At 71.3% G+C, this 18,289-nt stretch carries 18 protein-coding genes and 1 tRNA gene; 6 read left to right on the top strand and 13 right to left on the bottom strand.

Going from position 1 to position 18,289, the window contains the following annotated elements; genetic code table 11:
* Positions 1 to 63 precede the first annotated feature (63 nt).
* The 4 genes from ABZ267_RS31130 to ABZ267_RS31115 all read right to left on the bottom strand — a co-directional run bounded on the left by ABZ267_RS31130 (position 64) and on the right by ABZ267_RS31115 (position 1,935).
* A tRNA-Ser gene (locus ABZ267_RS31130) sits at positions 64 to 151 on the bottom strand.
* A gap of 67 nt (positions 152 to 218) precedes the next feature.
* On the bottom strand, positions 219 to 647 hold the full coding sequence (gene tadA, locus ABZ267_RS31125) for a tRNA adenosine(34) deaminase TadA (protein ID WP_356753914.1): 429 nt from the start codon (positions 645 to 647) through the stop codon (positions 219 to 221).
* A gap of 171 nt (positions 648 to 818) precedes the next feature.
* Positions 819 to 1,412, bottom strand: a complete 594-nt coding sequence (locus ABZ267_RS31120; RefSeq protein WP_356753912.1) for a hypothetical protein — start codon at positions 1,410 to 1,412, stop codon at positions 819 to 821.
* A gap of 232 nt (positions 1,413 to 1,644) precedes the next feature.
* Positions 1,645 to 1,935 (bottom strand): hypothetical protein, encoded by a 291-nt coding sequence (locus tag ABZ267_RS31115; RefSeq protein ID WP_356753831.1) that lies wholly within the window; start codon positions 1,933 to 1,935, stop codon positions 1,645 to 1,647.
* 102 nt (positions 1,936 to 2,037) lie between these two features.
* On the opposite strand from ABZ267_RS31115, the gene upp reads away from it, so the two are divergent.
* A complete protein-coding gene (gene upp / locus ABZ267_RS31110; RefSeq protein WP_326704646.1) occupies positions 2,038 to 2,673 on the top strand; it encodes a uracil phosphoribosyltransferase in 636 nt (211 codons plus the stop codon).
* Positions 2,674 to 2,790: 117 nt separating this feature from the next.
* Here the strand turns inward: upp and ABZ267_RS31105 are convergent, their stop codons facing one another.
* The 6 genes from ABZ267_RS31105 to ABZ267_RS31080 form a co-directional block, all read right to left on the bottom strand.
* A complete protein-coding gene (locus tag ABZ267_RS31105; RefSeq protein ID WP_356753910.1) occupies positions 2,791 to 3,420 on the bottom strand; it encodes a LytR C-terminal domain-containing protein in 630 nt (209 codons plus the stop codon).
* 219 nt (positions 3,421 to 3,639) lie between these two features.
* Complete coding sequence (locus ABZ267_RS31100) at positions 3,640 to 3,936, bottom strand: type II toxin-antitoxin system VapB family antitoxin (protein ID WP_003967677.1); 297 nt, start codon at positions 3,934 to 3,936, stop codon at positions 3,640 to 3,642.
* A gap of 278 nt (positions 3,937 to 4,214) precedes the next feature.
* Positions 4,215 to 5,774 (bottom strand): M28 family metallopeptidase, encoded by a 1,560-nt coding sequence (locus tag ABZ267_RS31095; protein WP_356753829.1) that lies wholly within the window; start codon positions 5,772 to 5,774, stop codon positions 4,215 to 4,217.
* Between the two features lie 198 nt (positions 5,775 to 5,972).
* Positions 5,973 to 6,659 carry an HhH-GPD-type base excision DNA repair protein gene (locus tag ABZ267_RS31090; protein ID WP_356753827.1) on the bottom strand — a complete coding sequence of 229 codons (687 nt, stop codon included), beginning with the start codon at positions 6,657 to 6,659 and terminating at the stop codon, positions 5,973 to 5,975.
* Positions 6,660 to 6,828: 169 nt separating this feature from the next.
* Positions 6,829 to 8,091 carry a DUF6596 domain-containing protein gene (locus ABZ267_RS31085; RefSeq protein WP_356753908.1) on the bottom strand — a complete coding sequence of 421 codons (1,263 nt, stop codon included), beginning with the start codon at positions 8,089 to 8,091 and terminating at the stop codon, positions 6,829 to 6,831.
* A gap of 18 nt (positions 8,092 to 8,109) precedes the next feature.
* On the bottom strand, positions 8,110 to 8,517 hold the full coding sequence (locus tag ABZ267_RS31080; RefSeq protein WP_356364297.1) for a YciI family protein: 408 nt from the start codon (positions 8,515 to 8,517) through the stop codon (positions 8,110 to 8,112).
* 204 nt (positions 8,518 to 8,721) lie between these two features.
* Between ABZ267_RS31080 and cbiE the strand changes: the two genes are divergently transcribed.
* A complete protein-coding gene (gene cbiE / locus ABZ267_RS31075; protein WP_356753825.1) occupies positions 8,722 to 9,987 on the top strand; it encodes a precorrin-6y C5,15-methyltransferase (decarboxylating) subunit CbiE in 1,266 nt (421 codons plus the stop codon).
* On the top strand, positions 9,984 to 10,733 hold the full coding sequence (gene cobM, locus ABZ267_RS31070; protein ID WP_356753823.1) for a precorrin-4 C(11)-methyltransferase: 750 nt from the start codon (positions 9,984 to 9,986) through the stop codon (positions 10,731 to 10,733). Before cbiE ends, cobM begins: the two co-directional genes overlap by 4 nt.
* Positions 10,734 to 10,753: 20 nt before the next feature.
* Here cobM and ABZ267_RS31065 read toward each other — a convergent pair whose 3' ends face one another.
* Positions 10,754 to 11,461, bottom strand: a complete 708-nt coding sequence (locus ABZ267_RS31065) for a GNAT family N-acetyltransferase (protein ID WP_356753821.1) — start codon at positions 11,459 to 11,461, stop codon at positions 10,754 to 10,756.
* 201 nt (positions 11,462 to 11,662) lie between these two features.
* Between ABZ267_RS31065 and ABZ267_RS31060 the strand changes: the two genes are divergently transcribed.
* Together ABZ267_RS31060 and ABZ267_RS31055 are read left to right on the top strand one after the other, a co-directional pair.
* Positions 11,663 to 12,487 (top strand): class I SAM-dependent methyltransferase, encoded by an 825-nt coding sequence (locus ABZ267_RS31060; RefSeq protein WP_356753819.1) that lies wholly within the window; start codon positions 11,663 to 11,665, stop codon positions 12,485 to 12,487.
* An 845-nt stretch (positions 12,488 to 13,332) separates the two neighbouring features.
* Positions 13,333 to 14,847 (top strand): oxidoreductase, encoded by a 1,515-nt coding sequence (locus tag ABZ267_RS31055; RefSeq protein ID WP_356753817.1) that lies wholly within the window; start codon positions 13,333 to 13,335, stop codon positions 14,845 to 14,847.
* On the opposite strand, the gene ABZ267_RS31050 is transcribed toward ABZ267_RS31055, so the two are convergent.
* Positions 14,844 to 15,968 (bottom strand): cobalt-precorrin-5B (C(1))-methyltransferase, encoded by a 1,125-nt coding sequence (locus ABZ267_RS31050; RefSeq protein ID WP_356753815.1) that lies wholly within the window; start codon positions 15,966 to 15,968, stop codon positions 14,844 to 14,846. The genes ABZ267_RS31055 and ABZ267_RS31050 overlap by 4 nt on opposite strands.
* A 29-nt stretch (positions 15,969 to 15,997) precedes the next feature.
* Between ABZ267_RS31050 and ABZ267_RS31045 the strand changes: the two genes are divergently transcribed.
* Complete coding sequence (locus ABZ267_RS31045; RefSeq protein WP_356753813.1) at positions 15,998 to 16,789, top strand: cobalt-precorrin-6A reductase; 792 nt, start codon at positions 15,998 to 16,000, stop codon at positions 16,787 to 16,789.
* On the opposite strand, the gene ABZ267_RS31040 is transcribed toward ABZ267_RS31045, so the two are convergent.
* Positions 16,741 to 18,285, bottom strand: coding sequence for a precorrin-2 C(20)-methyltransferase (locus ABZ267_RS31040; protein WP_356753906.1), 1,545 nt, complete (start codon positions 18,283 to 18,285; stop codon positions 16,741 to 16,743). The genes ABZ267_RS31045 and ABZ267_RS31040 overlap by 49 nt on opposite strands.
* Positions 18,286 to 18,289: the final 4 nt, after the last annotated feature.

Genomic DNA, 18,289 nt, shown 5'->3' with positions numbered 1-18,289 from the left:
GTCGGCGACGTAACGCAGAACGCCCCCTTGATCGTGTTTCCACGATCAAGGGGGCGTCAGAAGCGGTAGCGGTGGGATTTGAACCCACGGTGACGGGTTACGCCACACTCGCTTTCGAGGCGAGCTCCTTCGGCCGCTCGGACACGCTACCGAGAGAGAGCTTAGACCATCCCGGGGCGTGCACAGAAATCGGTTCCCGGCGGCGGGGTCGTACGTCCTCAGAGCGTGCGGAAGAACGCCGTCAGCCGGCTCGCGCAGTCGGCCTCCAGTACGCCCGCGATGACCTCCGGGCGGTGGTTCAGGCGGCGGTCGCGGATCACGTCCCAGAGTGAGCCGGCCGCGCCCGCCTTCTCGTCTCGGGCGCCGTAGACGACCCGGGCCACCCGGGACTGGACCAAGGCGCCCGCGCACATCGTGCAGGGCTCCAGGGTGACCACCAGCGTGCAGTCGGTCAGGCGCCACTCGCCGACCGCCTCCGCCGCCCGGCGCAGGGCCAGGATCTCGGCGTGGGCCGTCGGGTCGCCGGTGGCCTCGCGCTCGTTGTGGGCGGCGGCCAGTTCGGTGCCGTCGGGGCCGAGCACGACGGCGCCGACCGGTACGTCACCGGCCGACGCCGCCCGCTCGGCCTCGGCCAAGGCGCGGCGCATCGGGGCCTGCCACGGATCGCGTACGGGGTCGGGGCCGGGCACAGGTACGCGTACGGGATCCGAGGCGGGCGTGGGGGACGGGTTCGGCGGGCTGGCGGTCACCCGCGGACCCTAACGGACGGGAAGCGGCGAGGCGGGAGAGCGTCCGGCGATCAGGGCCGCCGACACCCCCTACCGCACCGCCTCCAGGACCTCGGACGCTCCCAGCGCGTCGGCGATCTCCGTCAGCGCGTCCGTTCGCAGCGTCAGCAGGTCCTTCTCCGAGACCCCGAAGTCGGCGAGGATGCCCAGCTCGCCGATCGGGCCGGCCGGCACGGAGTCGGAGTCGGGGTTGGAGTCGGGATCGGAGTCCCCATCCGTGTCCCGGTCGGTGGTCGTTGCGGATGAGGACGCGGAGCCGGCCGGGTCGCCCGGTTCGCCGTCCTCCGTGCCGTCGAGGTCGACGAGCTCCTCGAGTGCGGCGATCTCGTCCTCGGCCCCTGGTTCGCGGCCGAGCAGTTCGTCGGTGAGCAGGATCTCCCCGTACGAGGAGCGGGCGGCGGCGGACGCGTCCGAGACGTAGATACGCGGGTCCTCCTCACCGTCCACCCGGAGGATGCCGAACCAGGCGTCCTCCTGCTCGATGTAGACCAGGACCGTGTCCTCGTCCACCGAGGCATCCTGGGCCAGATCCGTCAGGTCGGACAGGGTCTCCACATCGTCGAGCTCTGTATCGCTCGCTTCCCACCCGTCTTCGGTGCGCGCGAGCAGTGCGGCGAAGTACACCGTGACTCTCCCACTGGTCATAGGTGAATCGGTCCGACGGGAGGGCAGACGGGAAAGTCCGTCTGCTCTGAGCCCCGCCCAATCGGCATCGTGGCAGAAACAAGCGCCGAGCGAGACCTCTTCGACCGTTGCGTCGGCCATCAGTTCCAGGAGTGCCTGGTCGGGCGTCTGCCTGACGGGGCCGGTCGGTGACCCGATCGGCGGGGGAGTGCGCCGGTGGTACGGAACGGCTTCACCAACGGAACGTACGCATCCGCATCTGTTGCCGCATACGGGCCGCACGGGCCCGGCGCGGCTGGACCCGGTCGCGCAGCTGCTTCGCCTCGTGGAGCTCGCGGAGGAACTGGGCGCGTCGCCGGCGCCGGGCCGCGTCACTCTCCTGCGCGTCCGTGACGTCAGCCGTCGTGTCGCGTGTCGTGTCACCCGCAGCGTCGCGTGTCGGACCGCGTGTCGTGTCGCGCGGCTCGCGCGCGCCGCTCACTCCGCGTGAGACCGCGTTCCGCCGCTGTTCCCCGCTCGCCATCGACACACCACCCCAACCCTGGGTCCGTATGCCCCCACCTTCCCCCCGAACAGGTGGTTGATGCCAGCGCAGAGTGCCGGAGGGCGCGGTTACTGTTGACGCATGCGGATCCACGTCGTCGACCACCCGCTGGTGGCGCACAAACTGACCACGCTGCGCGACAAGCGCACCGACTCCCCGACCTTCCGGCGCCTCGCCGACGAGCTGGTCACCCTGCTCGCCTACGAGGCGACCCGGGATGTGCGGACCGAGCAGGTCGACATCGAGACCCCGGTGACGCCCACGACGGGCGTCAAGCTCTCGCACCCCCGGCCCCTCGTCGTACCGATCCTGCGCGCCGGACTCGGCATGCTGGACGGCATGGTGCGGCTGCTGCCCACCGCCGAAGTGGGCTTCCTCGGCATGATCCGCAACGAGGAGACGCTCCAGGCGGAGACGTACGCGACCCGGATGCCCGAGGACCTCTCCGGCCGCCAGGTCTACGTCCTCGACCCGATGCTGGCCACCGGCGGCACCCTCGTCGCGGCCATCCGCGAGCTGATCAAGCGCGGCGCCGACGACGTCACCGCCGTCGTCCTCCTCGCCGCGCCCGAAGGTGTCGAGGTCATGGAGCGCGAGCTGGCCGGCGCCCCGGTCACCGTCGTCACCGCCTCCGTGGACGAGCGGCTCAACGAGCACGGCTACATCGTGCCGGGTCTCGGCGACGCCGGTGACCGGATGTACGGGACGGCGGAGTAACCCACCCGGTACGAGAAGTGCAGGACGGTGCCCCTTCCGCGTAAGCGTCGTTACGTCGCGGGAGGGGCACCGTTGCGTCAGTCGCTCAGTCGCTCAGTCGCTCAGTCGCTCAGTCGCTCAGCCGCTCTTCGTCTTCGGAGTCGGCGCGCAGGAGGCCGACGGTGCCGGGGACGGCTTCGTCAGGGCCGTCATGGCGGCGGTCGCCTCCGCCGGCGTGCTGAACGCCTTGAACTTCGCGCCGAGGATCAGGTCGACCTCCGCCGTCTTACGCTGGTCGGTCTTCTGCACCGTGCCCGGCAGCTGCGTGCCCAGCACGGTGAAGCTGCCGCCGGCCGCCGCGGTCGGGGCGCCGAGCAGCACGCCGGCGCCGGGGACCTTCTTGTCGTACGCCTTCGGCGCGTTGCCCACCTCGCCGACGGCGAAGCCGCGCTTCTTCAGCTCGTCCGCCGCGGCCTTGGCGAGCCCGCTGGTGGTCGTCGCGTTGTAGACGTTGACCTTGATGGCGGCCGGCTTCGGGAGCGCCTTCGCCGGAGCCACGGGCTTCGGCGTGGGGCAGTCCCGCTGGTGGCCGGCGGCGCTGGCGCTCTGGTCGCCGCCCGCGAAGACGTCGATGAGCTGCAGTGTTCCCCAGCCGGCGAGGCCGAGGGCCACCACGGCCGAGATGCCCACGAGGACGATCCTGCGGCGGTTCCGGGGGCGGCGCATACGGGGGTAGGTGTCGCCCGTGATGCGGTACTTTCCGCCCATGCCGGGGGGAGTGAGCATGCTCATGGAGGCAGCGTAGTGCGACCCGGTGATGCTGCGTACTAAATGATCAACGTATGGCACCCGGATGAGCGTGAAAGCACCCGAAAGGCCCGAATTCGGGTGCGGCTGTCAGGTGGCTGTTATAAGGGTGATACGTACGGATGCGCGGCGTGCGTGATGCGTACGGATGCGCGGCGTGCGTGAGGGCTCGCGGCGGCGTCAGCCCAGGTCGAGGACGCGCGCGTGCAGCACCTGCCGCTGCTGGAGCGCGGCCCGGACCGCCCGGTGCAGCCCGTCCTCCAGGTAGAGGTCGCCCTGCCACTTGACGACGTGAGCGAACAGGTCGCCGTAGAACGTGGAGTCCTCGGCGAGGAGGGTCTCCAGGTCCAGCTGGCCCTTGGTGGTCACGAGCTGGTCCAGGCGAACCGGACGCGGCGCGACATCCGCCCACTGGCGGGTGCTTTCGCGGCCGTGGTCGGGGTATGGCTTCCCATTTCCGATGCGCTTGAAGATCACACGGAAAGCCTACCGGTCAAGGGCCGCCGGGCGCAGCCACGGAACCCCACAGCGGCGGCCGCCAAAGGGTGTGCGGTGCCGCATACCGCTGGATACCGGGACAGGCGTTTCGGCTCGTGCGACGCCCGTGCAACGCCCGTGCGATGTCCGTACGACGTTGTATACGAGTGGAGCGTCCCGGTGATGGATGCGGTACGTCGCGGGCGGAGGCGGGCGCTGAGGCCCGGCTCCGCCCGCGACGACGTGCGACGCGCGGCGTGCCGTGTGCGTAGGGGCCGTTACTCCGTGACCTCGTGACCGTGGCCGTCGTGCAGGCCGCCGCCGCTGCCCGGCGTACCGGTGCTCGGGACCGGCTTGACCGGACGGGTCAGCGAGCGCAGGTCGTGGGCGTACGTGCCGACCGCGTTGGCGATCACGTCGATGTTGACGTCGAAGTGGCGCAGGCTGATGTTGCTCAGGTCGTCGCAGGCCGCGTGGTAGCACGCGTCGTAGGCGACGCCCGCCTCTCCGCCGTAGACCTTGGCCTGGGCCTCCGTCTTGATGCCTTCGGCGCCCGTGAACGTACCGCCGGACGGGATGCCGACCTCGATGAACGGGCCGTAGTCCGAGCGGCCGGTGAAGTCCGTGCCCTCGTGCTTCTTGCGCTTGCTGTCGAGGAACTTGTTGATGTCGCGCTCGAGCTGGGCGGAGCCCTCCGGGCCGGGGCCCGCGCCGACGCCGTCGGAGTCGTCGCCGTCGTAGACGAACTGGACGCCGTTGGGCGAGGCGATCATGTCGAAGTTCAGGTAGAGCTTGATCTGCCGGCGCTGCTTCTCGGAGAGCCCGGCGACGTACGCCTCCGAGCCGAGCAGGCCGTTCTCCTCGGCCGACCACCAGGCGAACCGGACCTTGTTAGCGGGCTTGCTCTTCGACTTGGCGAGTTCCAGGGCGACTTCGAGCAGACCGGCGGAGCCGGAGCCGTTGTCGTTGATGCCGGGGCCGTCGGTGACGGAGTCGAGGTGGGCGCCGAGCACCACGGTGTTCGCCGCCTTGCCGCCGCGCGTCTCCGCGAGGACGTTGCGGGTGGTGCGCTCCTCCTGGAGCTGGCGGACCTCGAAGGCGACGGTGACCTCGCCGGCGGCCAGGTCGGCGGCGAGCTGCTCGCCGTCCTCCTGGCTGATGCCGCCAGTCGGGATCCGGCCCGCCGAGGCCTCGCCGAGCGTGCCGGAGAGGAGGCCCTCGGTGTTGTTGTAGATGACCGCTCCGGCCGCACCGGCCTCCGCTGCCACCGCCTGCTTGTCGGCGAAGGCGCAGCCGCCGCGCTTGATCAGCGCGATCTTGCCGGTGAAGTCGGCGGAGGCGTAGTCGGACGCCTCGCAGCCCGGGGTGGCGTCGACGGGCACGTTGACGAGTCCCGCCGTCAGACCGCCGACCGGCGACGACGGCGTGTACGTCATCGCCGTGATCGTCACATCGCGGGCCGTCGGCGACACCACGGCGAGCTTTTCGGCCAGCGTCTCCGTGTACGGGAAGCGGAAGGTCTGGTACGAGACCTGGTACCCGGCGCGCTGGAGCTGCCGGTGGACGTACGCCGCCGAGGCGTCGTGGCCGAGCGATCCGGCCGCGCGGTGACCGCCGGCCGAGTCGGCTATCGCCTGGAACTGCTGGAGGTGGCGGTAGGCGTCACGCGCGGACGCCTTCTTCACCAGCTCCCGGGACAGCTTGACCGCCTCCTTGGAGGGGCCCTTCCCATGACCTGCTCCGGGCTTCGAGTGGCCGTATCCGTGCGAGGGCCCGTGGTACGGGGCTGCGCCCAGGAGGAGCGGTGTGGCCAAAGCGGTGGCGGCCACAACTGCCATGGCTCTGCGACGTGTTGCGTGCACAAGAGTCCTTCCGGTCGAGACATGACGGAGGTGCGGACGGAGGTGCGGACGTACGTGCTGCGAAAGCTGTTGCGAAAGCTAGCGAGTGGGGTGGCTCCTGGGAACAGCAGTGGCCGGATTTGATCGTTTCCGCCGGGTGTTCTGTCCGGCTGCGTGGTGAGCTGTGCATTCCGGTCACCCCTTGGATGGGTATTTGGCCGCTTTCGCCGCTTTCGCCGCACCCTTGGCCGACTTGGCTGTCTTGGCCGTGCCCTTGGTCGCCTTCGCTGCCTTGGCCGCCGCTTTGGCCTCCTGCTTGTACGCGCGCACCTCCACCAGCGACTCCGGCCCGGTGATGTCGGCGACCGAGCGGCGCGAGCCGTCCTCCCCGTACGCTCCTGCCGCCGTGCGCCACCCCGGAGGACGTACGCCGAACTGCTTGCCGAGCAGCGCCAGGAAGATCTGGGCCTTCTGGGTGCCGAAACCCGGCAGCTCGTTCAGCCGGCGCAGCAGCTCCTCGCCGGTGTCCGCGTCCCGCCACACCGCGCTCGCGTCCCCTTCGTACTCCGCCAGCAGGTACTGACACAGCTGCTGGACCCGCTGGGCCATGGAACCCGGGTAGCGGTGGAGGGCCGGTTTGGTGGTGAAGAGGGCGGTGAAGGCCTCGGGGTCGTACGCGGCGATCTCCGCCGCGTCCAGGTCGTCCGAGCCCATTCGCTCCGCCAGCGTGTACGGGCCCGTGAACGCCCACTCCATCGGCACCTGTTGGTCCAGCAGCATGCCGACGAGTGCGGCGAGCGGGCTACGGGCGAGGAGCTCGTCGGCCTCCGGCTGCTGGGCGATCCGCAGGGTGATGTCCTTGCCGCTGTCACTCTTGGTCATACATTCGATGATCCCGAGGCCGGACGCCGACGGCGACTCCAGCGGAGCCGATGGGCCCGTCCGGCCGTATCCGGCGCGGCCCGGGTGGGTTCGGCCGGTGCTACGGCTTCCTGCGGAGGGGGTACGCGAGGGTGCTCGTGACGTCGCCGTACGTGTTCGGGCGCGGGCGCTACGGGACGAGCCGGTCCGCCCGCGCCCGTAGGTAACGAGCCTCAGGCTCACTCAGAGTGCCGTCGGCGGCCGCGCGATAGGCGACCAGTGCGGCATCCAACTCCCCGGCCCGCTCCAGGAGATGAGCGCGTACGGCGTCGAGACGATAGTGACCGCCCGACGCCTTTGCCACCGAGTCGACCGCCGCGAGGCCCGCCCGGGGCCCGTGCACCATGGCCACCGCGACGGCCCGGCCCAGCGCGGCGGCGGGGTCCGGGGTGCGGTGCACGAGGAGCTCGTACAGGGCGAGGATCTGCGGCCAGTCGGTGTCCTCGGCGCGCGCGGCCTCGTCGTGCAGTGCGGCGATGGCGGCCTGGAGCTGGTAGTCGCCCGCCGGGCCCTGCGCGAGCGCCTCCTCGGCCAGCGCGGTGCCTTCCGCGATGGCCGTACGGTCCCAGAGGGCCCGGTCCTGCTCGTCGAGCGGGACCAGCTCACCGTCGCGCCCGGTGCGCGCCGGAGTGCGCGCCTCGGTGAGGACCATCAGCGCCAGGAGCCCGGTCACGCGCCCTTCGCGCGGGAGGAGCCGGCGTACGGCACGGGTCAGCCGGATCGCCTCGCGCGCCAGGTCGGTGCGGTGGAGGTCGGGCCCGGCGGTGGCGGTGTAGCCCTCGTTGAAGATCAGGTAGAGGATCTGGAGGACGGCCGCGAGCCGCCTGTCCCGGTCCTCCGGCTCCGGCCGCCGGAACTCCGCACCCCGCACCGCCCGCTTCGCCCGGCTGATCCGCTGCGCCATCGTCGCCTCCTCCACGAGATGGGCGCGGGCGATCTCCGCCGTGGTGAGCCCGCCGACCGCGCGGAGGGTGAGCGCGATCTGGGCGGCGGGGGAGAGGGCGGGGTGGCAGCAGAGGAAGAGGAGGGTGAGGGTGTCGTCCTCGGAGGGCGCCCGGCCGCCCAGTCCGGCGGGGCCTTCTCCGGGCGGCGGCGCGACGAACGCGTCGGCCGGGGTCAGGGCGGCCACGGTCTCCTCGCGCCGCCGCCGGGCCTCGTCGCTGCGGAGCCGGTCGGTGAGGCGGCGCGAGGCGACCCGGATCAGCCAGCCACGCGGGTTCTCCGGAACCCCGTCCTTCGGCCACTGCCCGGCGGCCGCGATCAGGGCCTCCTGGAGGGCGTCCTCGGCCGGGTCGAAGTGCCCGTACCGGCGGACGAGCGCGCCGAGGACCTGCGGCGCGTGGCGGCGCAGCAGGTCCTCGGTGTCGTCGTCGCTCGTACGGTCCGCCCTCAGTGGTCGCTCCTGGCCGAATCAGTCGATGCCGCCGCCGATGGTCCGGATGAGCACCGGGTACTCGGGTGCCCCGGCCGGCTGCGGACAGCGTGCCACGCGGGCGGCGATCTCGGTCACCCGCTCCAGGCTCTCGCATTCGAGGATCCAGAACCCGGCGAGCAGCTCCTTGGTCTCGCTGTACGGCCCGTCCGAGACGACCGGCCGCCCTTCGGTGTCGAGGCTCACGGCCCGTCCCTGCGCAGGCTCCGTGAGCCCGTACGCGGTCACCAGCTCACCCGACTCGGCGAGGTCGTCGTTGATGCTGCCCATGTAGGCGAACATCTCCTGCATGGCCTTCTCGTCCCAGGCCGGACTGTCCGCCGATCCCGTGCCGGCCTGCGCGTCGTAGTCCGCCTGGCTGCCCTGGACCATCACCAGATACTTCATGACCGTCGCCTCCTGGAAGCTCGCTCTTCGTTCTCTTCTTCTCCGCTTACACAGGGGACGTCGGGGCCGGGGCGGGGTTCTCGACACGACGCGCGGATTTTTTTCGGGATTCACCCGCTGGAGGGTTCGGAACGGGACGTTCAGTAAAGTTCGCCAACGTTGCGCCCGCCTGCCCACCACCCCCTCGAACGAGGTTCTCCGACTGTGTCTGCCGCCGCTCCTCCGCACGCCGTCTCCGTCGTGGGCATCGGCGCGGACGGCTGGTCCGGACTGTCCGGCGGGGCGCGCGCGGCGCTGTGGGAGGCGGAGGTGGTGATCGGCGGAGCGCGCCAGCTGGAGCTGCTTCCGCCGGAGTGCGCGGGCGTACGGGTGGCGTGGCCGTCACCGCTGCGCCCCGCCGTGCCTCGGCTCCTGGCCGAGCACCGGGAGCGCCGGATCGCGGTGCTGGCGAGCGGGGACCCGATGTTCTACGGGATCGGGCGCGCGCTCGCGGAGGAGCTGGGCCCGGACGCGCTCCGGGTACTCCCGCACCCGTCCTCGGTCTCGTACGCCTGCGCTCGCCTCGGCTGGCCGCTGGAGGACACGGAGGTCGTGACGCTGGTGGGCCGTCCGGCGGCGCGCCTGGCCGCCTCGCTCCACGAGAGCCGGAGGCTGCTGGTCCTGAGCGCGGACGCGTCGACGCCCGCCACGGTGGCGGCCCTGCTCACGGCCCACGGCTTCGGCCCGAGCCGGCTGCGGGTCCTGGAACAGCTGGGCAGCGAGGCGGAGACGTACGCCGACGGCATCGCGGAGACATGGACGCACGCGCCCGGCGACCGCCTGAACGTCATCGCGATCGACTGCCGGGCCTCGGCGGACGCGCTGCGGCTCGGCACGGTCCCGGGCCTGCCGGACGAGGCGTACGAACACGACGGCCAGCTCACCAAGCGCCACATCCGGGCTGCCACGCTCGCGACCCTGGCACCCGCACCGGACGAGCTGCTGTGGGACGTGGGCGGCGGCTCGGGCTCGATCGCGATCGAGTGGATGCGCGCGCACGGTTCCTGCCGGGCGGTGAGCGTGGAGCGGGACCCGGCGAGAGCGGAACGGATCACGAGGAACGCGGAACGTCTGGGAGTCCCGGGCCTGAGGGTCGTCACGGGCCCGGCCCCTGCGTGTCTTTCGGAACTCGCCTCTCCGGACGCGGTGTTCATCGGCGGCGGCCTGACGGCACCGGGCCTGCTGGACGCGTGCTGGGAAGCGCTGCGGCCGGGTGGCCGGCTGGTGGCGAACACGGTGACGCTGGAGTCGGAGTCGCTGCTGGGTGAGTGGTACCGGTCGTACGGCGGCGAGTTGACCCGGCTCGCGGTGGCGCACGCGGTCCCGGTGGGCGGGTTCACGGGCTGGCGCCAGGCGATGCCGGTGACGCAGTGGTCCGTAAGCAAACCCTCGTTCGCAGCCTCAGTCCCAGTCCCAGGAGATCGAACATGACGGTGTACTTCATCGGCGCGGGCCCCGGCGCGGCCGACCTGATCACGGTGCGCGGCGCGCGACTGCTCGCCGCCAGCCCGGTCTGCCTGTACGCGGGCAGCCTGGTCCCGGTCGAGCTGCTGGCCGAGTGCCCGGAGGACGCCTGCCTGGTCGACACGGCGAACCTGGACATCGAGCAGATCACCGAGGAACTCGTACGGGCCCACGCCAAGGGCCACGACGTGGCGCGGCTGCACTCGGGCGACCCGTCGGTGTTCAGCGCGGTGAACGAGCAGATGAAGCGCCTGGACGAGGCGGACATCCCGTACGAGGTGGTCCCCGGCGTCCCGGCCTTCGCCGCGGCGGCCGCGTCCCTGAAGCGCGAGCTGACGGTCCCGACGGTCGGCCAGACGGTGATCCTGACCCGCATCGCGCAGCGCGCCACGGCGATGCCGGAGGGCGAGGACCTGGCCACCTTGGGCCGCAGCGGCGCCTTGATCGTGCTGCATCTGGCGGCGCGCTACGTGGACCGGGTCGTGGAGGAGCTGCTCCCGCACTACGGCGCGGACTGCCCGACGGCGGTGGTCGCGATGGCGTCGCGCCCGGACGAGATCATCCTGCGCGGGCCGTTGGACTCGATCGCGGAGCAGGTGAAGGCGGCGGGCGTGATCAGGACGGCGGTCATCATGGTGGGGCGGACGCTGGGAGCGGAGCAGTTCCGGGACAGCCATCTGTATGCGGTGGGGCGGGAGCGGGGCGGGTTCTGACACCCTGAAAGGGCTCCAGCTCACTCGGAAAGAGACACCGGCCCACGAGAACGCCTGCTCAGATCCCCTGCTCCTTCTCCTGCGGCCTCCTGCGGCGGAGCTTCGCGGACCACGCTGGTCATCGGGCCGAGGGTGCGCCACCCCAGGAACTCGTACAGCGCCCGGCCATCAACCGTCCCGGCCAGCACAGCGGACGAGGAGCCCGAGGCAACAGCGGCGTTCTCCAGCGTCCGCATGACGAGGCTGCCAAGCCCCCTGCGACGGTGAGCCGACGACGTCTCGATCTGGTCGAAGACAGCGGTGCGCCCAGGGCCGGGCAGAGCGATCTGACCACGGGCGGCGAACGCACCGTCCTCCGTCACCACGAGCACCCGCGTAACCCCGCCCCGCGCCCAAGTGCGCACCTGGTAGCCGTCGGGGGCCACTGCGGCGTTCGTGCGCAGCGGTGTCGACATCAGGAAACCATCGTCAGCGAGGCGCCAGCCGGGCGCTGCCCACGAGGCGACAGTCTGCGGCGGCAAGAAGATCTTGAGCCAGGTGCCGGGGACGGTGACCGTCTCCGTCAGTTTGCGGACCAGTGACTCGTCAGCATCCGTCACCACGTGCCGGGTGACGTGGCCGCTCAGCCCGACGTCGATGGTGAAGCCCCAGGACTCGGAGACCGGCGGCGCGGCTCCGCGTGAGACGACCCAGCCTTCGACCCATGAACGTACGACTTCGGCGTCCATGCGGATCCTTCCGTAATTCCGTAATAGGTACACAACGTGAGTGAACATTACGCGGGAAGTCTTACGATCATATGGCGATCTCCTCGCCCGGCTGTGCCCACTGGGAATCTCTGAACCCGTTCGCCGCCCGTGAGGCAGGTCTGGCCGCGTAGGGGGTGAATACGGCGAGACCTTCGTACCGATCACCATGAGCAGGCCAGGATGTCGACTGTGACCTCACCTTCCCGGGCTACCGGGCCTGATCACTGGCAGCACTACGAAGCTTCCTCGCGCGGACGTCGCTCCCTCAGCCGCCTCCACTGGGACTGGTACCAACGGATCGGACCTGGGGCCGAACTGCTGGGGGACCTCACCGGTCGTACGGTCGCGGAGCTGGGCGCCGGGGCAGGCCACCAGGCTGCATATGTAGCAGCTGAGTTGAAGGCGGCGCGCGTCATCGCGATCGACAGTTCCACTGCGCAGCACGGCCGTGGCCGTGACCTCTACGAAGATGTGCCCGGCCTGGACTTCATCCACGAGGACGCTGCCGCATACCTTCAGGACCACCCGTCCAGCCTCGACGTCGTCTACAGCATCTTCGGCGCACTCGACTTCAGCGACCCACAGACCTTGCTCCCGTCCGCCGCAGTGGCGCTCCGGCCTGGCGGCACTCTGGTGTTCTCGACTCTTGCCCACTACCGAACGGGCGCGCCATGTGAGACGGAGTGCCGGCCCGCCGACATCCCGACCCGTATACCTGACGGCAGTCCCAGCACGATGCAGCGGTGGGTCCTGGGAGCATCGGTCTGGACGGAGTTGTTGAGCGAGCACGGGTTCGACGTCATTGATTCCGACACCGTGCACGACCCGGGGCTAGACGGCGAGGCGCCGGTGGCCACGACCCTTTCCCGAGCGAGGACGAAGGGTGGGCCCGGGGCCCCTCACCTGCTCAGCTACCAAGTCCCTGCCTCAGGGGTCAGGTCCGCGGGAGGTCACGGGCTGGCTGCTGATGGAAAGCCGCACGAGCGTGCTCTTGGCGACCAATAGACCTTGAGCCCTTCGTTAGCCACCGGCGTGCTGTTGCAGGTTTCTCTCCTTCGCCAAGGCACCCGGCTGCGTTCCGCTCCGCCGGGTGCGCTTCCCGGCTCTGGCTGCGCCCGCGCTCCTGCCTTCGGCCCGCTCGGCGCTGCCGCCGCCGACGTTTGTTCTCCAATGTGCCGTTGAGCGATGCGGATGCTCTGGCCGTGTGGCGGGATGCTGGGGTGGGCGTCCAGCGGTCGGCCCACCGGCAGACACGCCACGCCGCAACCACTCAACAGCCAGCCCAACAAGCTTGCGAGCTTCAGGAACCCCGAGACGCAAGCTTCGGCGGGTGCTGAGCAGTGGGTTGCCGTCGGACGGGGTGCGGTCCGCTGTGGGGTTCCTGGGGCATCGGCTTGTGCAGAAGATGCCCGAGGCGCCGGAGGGGGAGAAGCCTCCTGCCGGTGTGGAGGTCGGGGCGGAGGAAGCACCGCCTTCCGTTCCTCCGTACGTTGCTCCTCTCGTCACCTGTGAGGGGCCCGGGAACGAGCATGTCTTCCGCGCCTACGACGGGCAGACCGTGTGTCCCGAGTGCCAGCAGGCCGCTGCCTGGGCGCGGTGGGCCGAGCGTCGGGCCGCCGACCTGGGGGTTGATCTCGCTGAAGATGCCGCGAAGGCCGTGGAGGCCGGGCGGGATCCGGACGGGTGGCGGTCACGGCTCGCCGCCGCCGCAGCAGCCGGGGGCTTCGCCGAGCAGTAGCTGCCGGGGGGCGGTCGGTCTCAGGCCGTGATGCCGGTTCTGTGCGGGTGCGCTGGATGAATTCCCGCCGGACAGCCAGGCCCCCGCGCGCGCAGATCATTACGCTGCACTGGTGCTGTCATACGAGGAGTTGACCCCGCCTGAGCGCGCGCTGTGGGACGCCTTTCCCGAAGGCCGTCGCGTTGATCTGCGGGCCGGTGTGCCGGAGGTGGACGATCCTGCCGCGGGTCACCGGTGGGGGCGCGGGCGTACCGTTCGGGCCGCTGTCGTGGCGACGCTGCTGCTCGGTGCGAACGACGGCGAGCGGTCCGGGACCGTGGCCGCTCTGCGGCTCGTGGGGGCCCGGATCACCGGGCGGCTCGACCTGTCCGGGGCGGAGATCTCCCACACGTTCTCCTTGGAGGGCTGCCGGCTGGACGAGCCGGTGCGGCTGTACGGCGCTACGACCCGGACGATCGCGATCACGGACAGCCGGCTTCCCGGGGTCGACGCCGAACTCGCCCGTATCGAAGGTGATCTGGATCTGCGGCGGTCGACCGTCGAAGGCGGCTCTCTCACACTCATCAACGCCCGGATGGCCGGAAATCTGCTGGTCTCGGACGCCGAGATCTCGGGCACGGACGAGTGGGCGGTACTTGCCGGCGGCCTGGTTCTGGAGGGCAGCGTCTTCGGGCAGCGGCTCGTCACACGAGGCGGGTTCCGGGTGCCCGGGGCACAGTTGCTCAGCGGCCTGTTTCTGCAAGGCGCGCGGCTGGGGAGCACCAGGGGCGTCGCGCTGGCCGCGGGGTCCGTGGCCGCTTCGTGCGTGGAGTGCTCGCAGGGGTTCACCGCAGAGGGGGAGATACGGCTGCGGAGCGCCCGGATAGAAGGGCTGCTGACCTTCGAGGACGCCTATTTGAACGGGCACGGCACCGCACTGGACGGCGTGTCGATGTCCGTGGGTGATCTCGACCACCGGCCCGCGGCGCCGCCCTCCGGACTGGTGGATCTCCGGTCCGCGCAGGCCACCTGGTTCCGGGACGGCGAGCGGAGCTGGCCCGAGAAGGTGCTCCTGGACGGGTTCACCTACGGGTCCATCCGGTCCGGCGGCTCCTCGGCCGCGGCAGGTGACGGCGGGACGCGACCCAGCCACGAGGTGGCCCGGCGGCTGGACTGGGTCCGGCGGAATCCCGGCTACGCGCCACAGCCGTACGAGCAACTCGCCGCCTGGTACCGCAAGGTCGGCCATGACGACGACGCCCGCCGCGTGCTGCTGGCCAAACAGCGGCACCGGCGACTCACTCTGTCTCTGCCGGCGCGGGTGTGGGGGCACCTGCTCGACGTGACCGTGGGCTACGGCTACCGGCCCTGGATGGCCGGTGTCTGGCTCCTCGCGCTGACCTTGCTGGGCACGCTGGCCTTCAGTACGCACACGCCCAGCCGGGTCAAGGAGGACGAAGGCAGTCCGTTCCAGCCTTTCATCTACACCCTCGACCTCCTGGTCCCCATCGGTGATCTGGGACAGCGCTCCGGGTGGTACTGGTCGGACAGCGGCGTCCAGTGGCTGGCCTACCTGCTGATCGCCTTCGGCTGGGTGCTGACCACCGCCATCGTCGCCGGTGTCACCCGCGCGCTGCAGAAGAGCTAGGCGGTACGAGCGGAGGACCGGCCCACCACCACTCCCGCCCGGTCGACGCAGATCACGTCCACCTCCACCGGTGCGCCCCGCAGCACCGACAGCGCCTCATCGCGCGCCCGCGAAGCCACCAGGTCGCCCAACCGCACGCCCGCCGCCTCGCTCAGCCGCAACGCCTCCAGGCCCGTGTTGGCCGTGGCGATCCGGGACGCCAGCTCCTCGGTCGCGCCGCCTTCGCGGGCCAGGTCCGCCAGGAAGGGCTTGTTCACCTGGGAGCGGGCCGAGTGGAGGTCCAGGTGGCCGGCCGCCAGTTTGGAGAGCTTGGCGAAGCCGCCGCAGATCGTGAGGCGGTCGACCGGGTGGCGGCGTACGTACTTGAGGACCGCGCCCGCGAAGTCGCCCATGTCCAGCAGCGCTATGTCCGGCAGGCCGTACTCCGCGACCACCGTCTTCTCCGACGTCGAACCCGTGCAGCCCGCCACGTGCGTCAAGCCTGCCGCTCTTGCCACGTCCACTCCCCGGCGGATCGAGTCGATCCAGGCCGAGCAGGAGTACGGGACCACGACGCCCGTCGTGCCGAGGATCGACAGGCCGCCCAGGATGCCGAGCCGGCCGTTCCACGTCGAGCGCGCGATCTCCTCGCCGTGGTCCACCGACACCGTCACCTCCACGTCTCCCGGCTCCCCGTACGCCGCCGCCACCCGCTCCACGTGCTCGCGCATCAGCCGGCGCGGCACCGGGTTCACCGCCGGCTCGCCGACCTCCAGCGGCAGGCCGGGCAGCGTGACCGTACCGACGCCGGAGCCCGCCCGGAACACCACCCCGGAGCCCGGCGGCAGCCTCCGTACCGTCGCCCGCACCAGCGCCCCGTGCGTCACATCCGGGTCGTCCCCGGCGTCCTTCACCACCCCGGCGCTCGCCTGCCCGGCCGTCAGCTCCTCCACCGCCAGCGCGAACGCCGGTGTCTGGCCCCTCGGCAGCGTGATGCTCACCGGGTCCGGGAAGTCGCCGGTCAGCAGGGCCGTGTACGCGGCCGTCGTCGCCGCCGTCGCACAGGCACCGGTCGTCCAGCCGGGGCGGAGACCCGTGTGCTTGAGTTGGGCACTGCGACCGCCCCGCGCCTCAGCGGTCATGGGAAGCGTTCATGAGAAGAGTCCGTTCGATGCATGTTCTTGTTCTGGGAGGGACGACCGAGGCGCGTCGGCTGGCCGAGAGTCTCGCCGCCGAGGCCCCGGAAGTCCGCGTCACCACCTCGCTCGCCGGTCGCGTCGCCGCTCCGCGTCTTCCGCCCGGTGAGGTGCGCGTCGGTGGGTTCGGCGGACCCGCCGGGCTCGCGGAGTGGGTACGTGAGCACCGCGTCGATCTCCTCGTCGATGCCACCCACCCCTTCGCCGCCACCATGAGCCGCAACGCGATCCTTGCCGCCGCCGAGGCCCATGTTCCTCTCCTCGCCCTCCGCCGGCCCGGCTGGGTCGCGCAGGACGGCGACCGCTGGCACTCCGTCGCCTCGCTCGCCGAGGCCGCCGAGGTGCTGCCGGCACTCGGTGAGCGGGTCTTCCTCACCACCGGGCGGATGGGGCTCGCCGCCTTCGCGGAAGCCGCACTCGATTCCTTGTGGTTCCTCGTACGGTCCGTGGATGCGCCGGAGCCGCCCTGCCCGCGCCAGATGCACGTGGTGCTCGATCGGGGGCCGTTCGACCTGGACGGTGAGCGCGAGATCCTTCGGCTCCACCGCATCGACGTGCTCGTCACCAAGGACAGCGGCGGCGACGCCACCGCTCCCAAGCTCACCGCCGCCCGCGAGGCCGGGATTCCCGTCGTCGTGGTGCGGCGGCCACCGGTTCCCGAAGGAGTGCCGGTGGCCGCCACCTCCGACGAGGCCGTGGAGTGGGTCGTACGGAAGCTCTACGCGGAGGGCTTCGACGGCGTGGACGGTTCCGGAGCCTCCGGGTAGCGGCGCGGCGTCCACACGATGGACCTGCCCGTCTCGCTCCGCCGCACCCAGCGCGTCTGCGACGAGCCCACGATCAGCAGCGTCCGCATGTCCACCTCCGCCGGGTCGACGTCCGCCAGCCGTACCGTACGGACGCTCTCCGTCGCGCCGCCCACATCCCGCGCCAGGACGACCGGCGTGTCCGGAGAGCGGTGCTCCAGGAGCAGGTCGCGGGCCTGGCCGACCTGCCATGTACGGGACTTGGAGCCCGGGTTGTAGAGAGCGAGGACCAGGTCAGCCGAGGCTGCCGCGTGCAGGCGTTCCGCGATGACCTCCCACGGTTTGAGGCGGTCCGAGAGGGAGATCGTGGCGTAGTCGTGGCCGAGCGGTGCGCCGGCGCGCGCCGCCGCCGCGTTGGCCGCGGTGACACCGGGCAGGACCCGTACGGAGATGTCCGCGTACTCCTCCTGCGCGGCCACCTCCAGCACCGCCGTCGCCATCGCGAAGACGCCGGGGTCGCCGCCCGAGACGACCGCGACGCGGTGGCCGCGCCGGGCCAGGTCCAGCGCGAACTCGGCGCGCTCCGACTCCACCTTGTTGTCCGAGCCGTGCCGTGCCTGGCCGGGACGGACCGGGACGCGGTCCAGGTAGGTGGTGTAGCCGACCAGCACGTCCGCCGCCGCCAGCGCGCCGCGCGTCTCCGGCGTCAGCCACAGCGGGCCCGCCGGGCCGGTGCCGACGACCACGACCTCGCCGTCCACCGGTCCCGAAGGCCTGACCGCGTCCACCCGGCTCGGCAGCACCGCCACCGAGAAGTACGGCACCGACGCCGGGTCGATGTCCGCGAGGTCGCCCGTACGCTCGCCGGCCATCGTCGCCCGCTCCACGTACCGCGCCTCCGCCAGCCGGCCCGACGCCTCGAACGCGCCGCGCACCGCCGGGAACGTACGGCCCAGCTTCATCACCACCGCCGTGTCCGTGGCGGTGAGACGGGCCGTCAGCTCCTCCTCCGGCAGCGTGCCGGGCAGGATCGTGAGGATCTCCTCGCCCTCGACCAGCGGCGTGCCGAGCCGGGCCGCCGCCGCGCTGACCGAGGTGACGCCCGGGATGACCTCGGTGGCGTACCGGTCGGCCAGGCGCTTGTGCATGTGCATGTACGAGCCGTAGAACATCGGGTCGCCCTCGGCGAGGACCGCCACCGTCCGGCCCGCGTCCAGGTGCGCCGCGAGCCGGGCCGCGGCCTTCTCGTAGAACTCCTCCAGCGCGCCCCGGTAGCCGCCCGGATGGTCCGTGGTCTCCGTCGTGACCGGGTAGACCAAAGGCTCCTCGATGTGGTCCGGCCGCAGGTGCGCGGCGGCGATGGACCGGGCGATCGAGCGGCCGTGGCGGGCGCTGTGGTACGCGATCACGTCGGCCTCGCCGATGGCCTGGACGGCCCGGAGCGTCATCAGGTCCGGATCGCCGGGGCCGAGCCCCACGCCGTACAGCCTGCCGCCGCTCCTGCTGATGTCCGTCACGGAG

The organism is Streptomyces sp. NPDC006174 (assembly GCF_040614075.1).
GTDB lineage: Bacteria > Actinomycetota > Actinomycetes > Streptomycetales > Streptomycetaceae > Streptomyces.
This window is presented reverse-complemented; position numbering and strand designations above follow the sequence as displayed.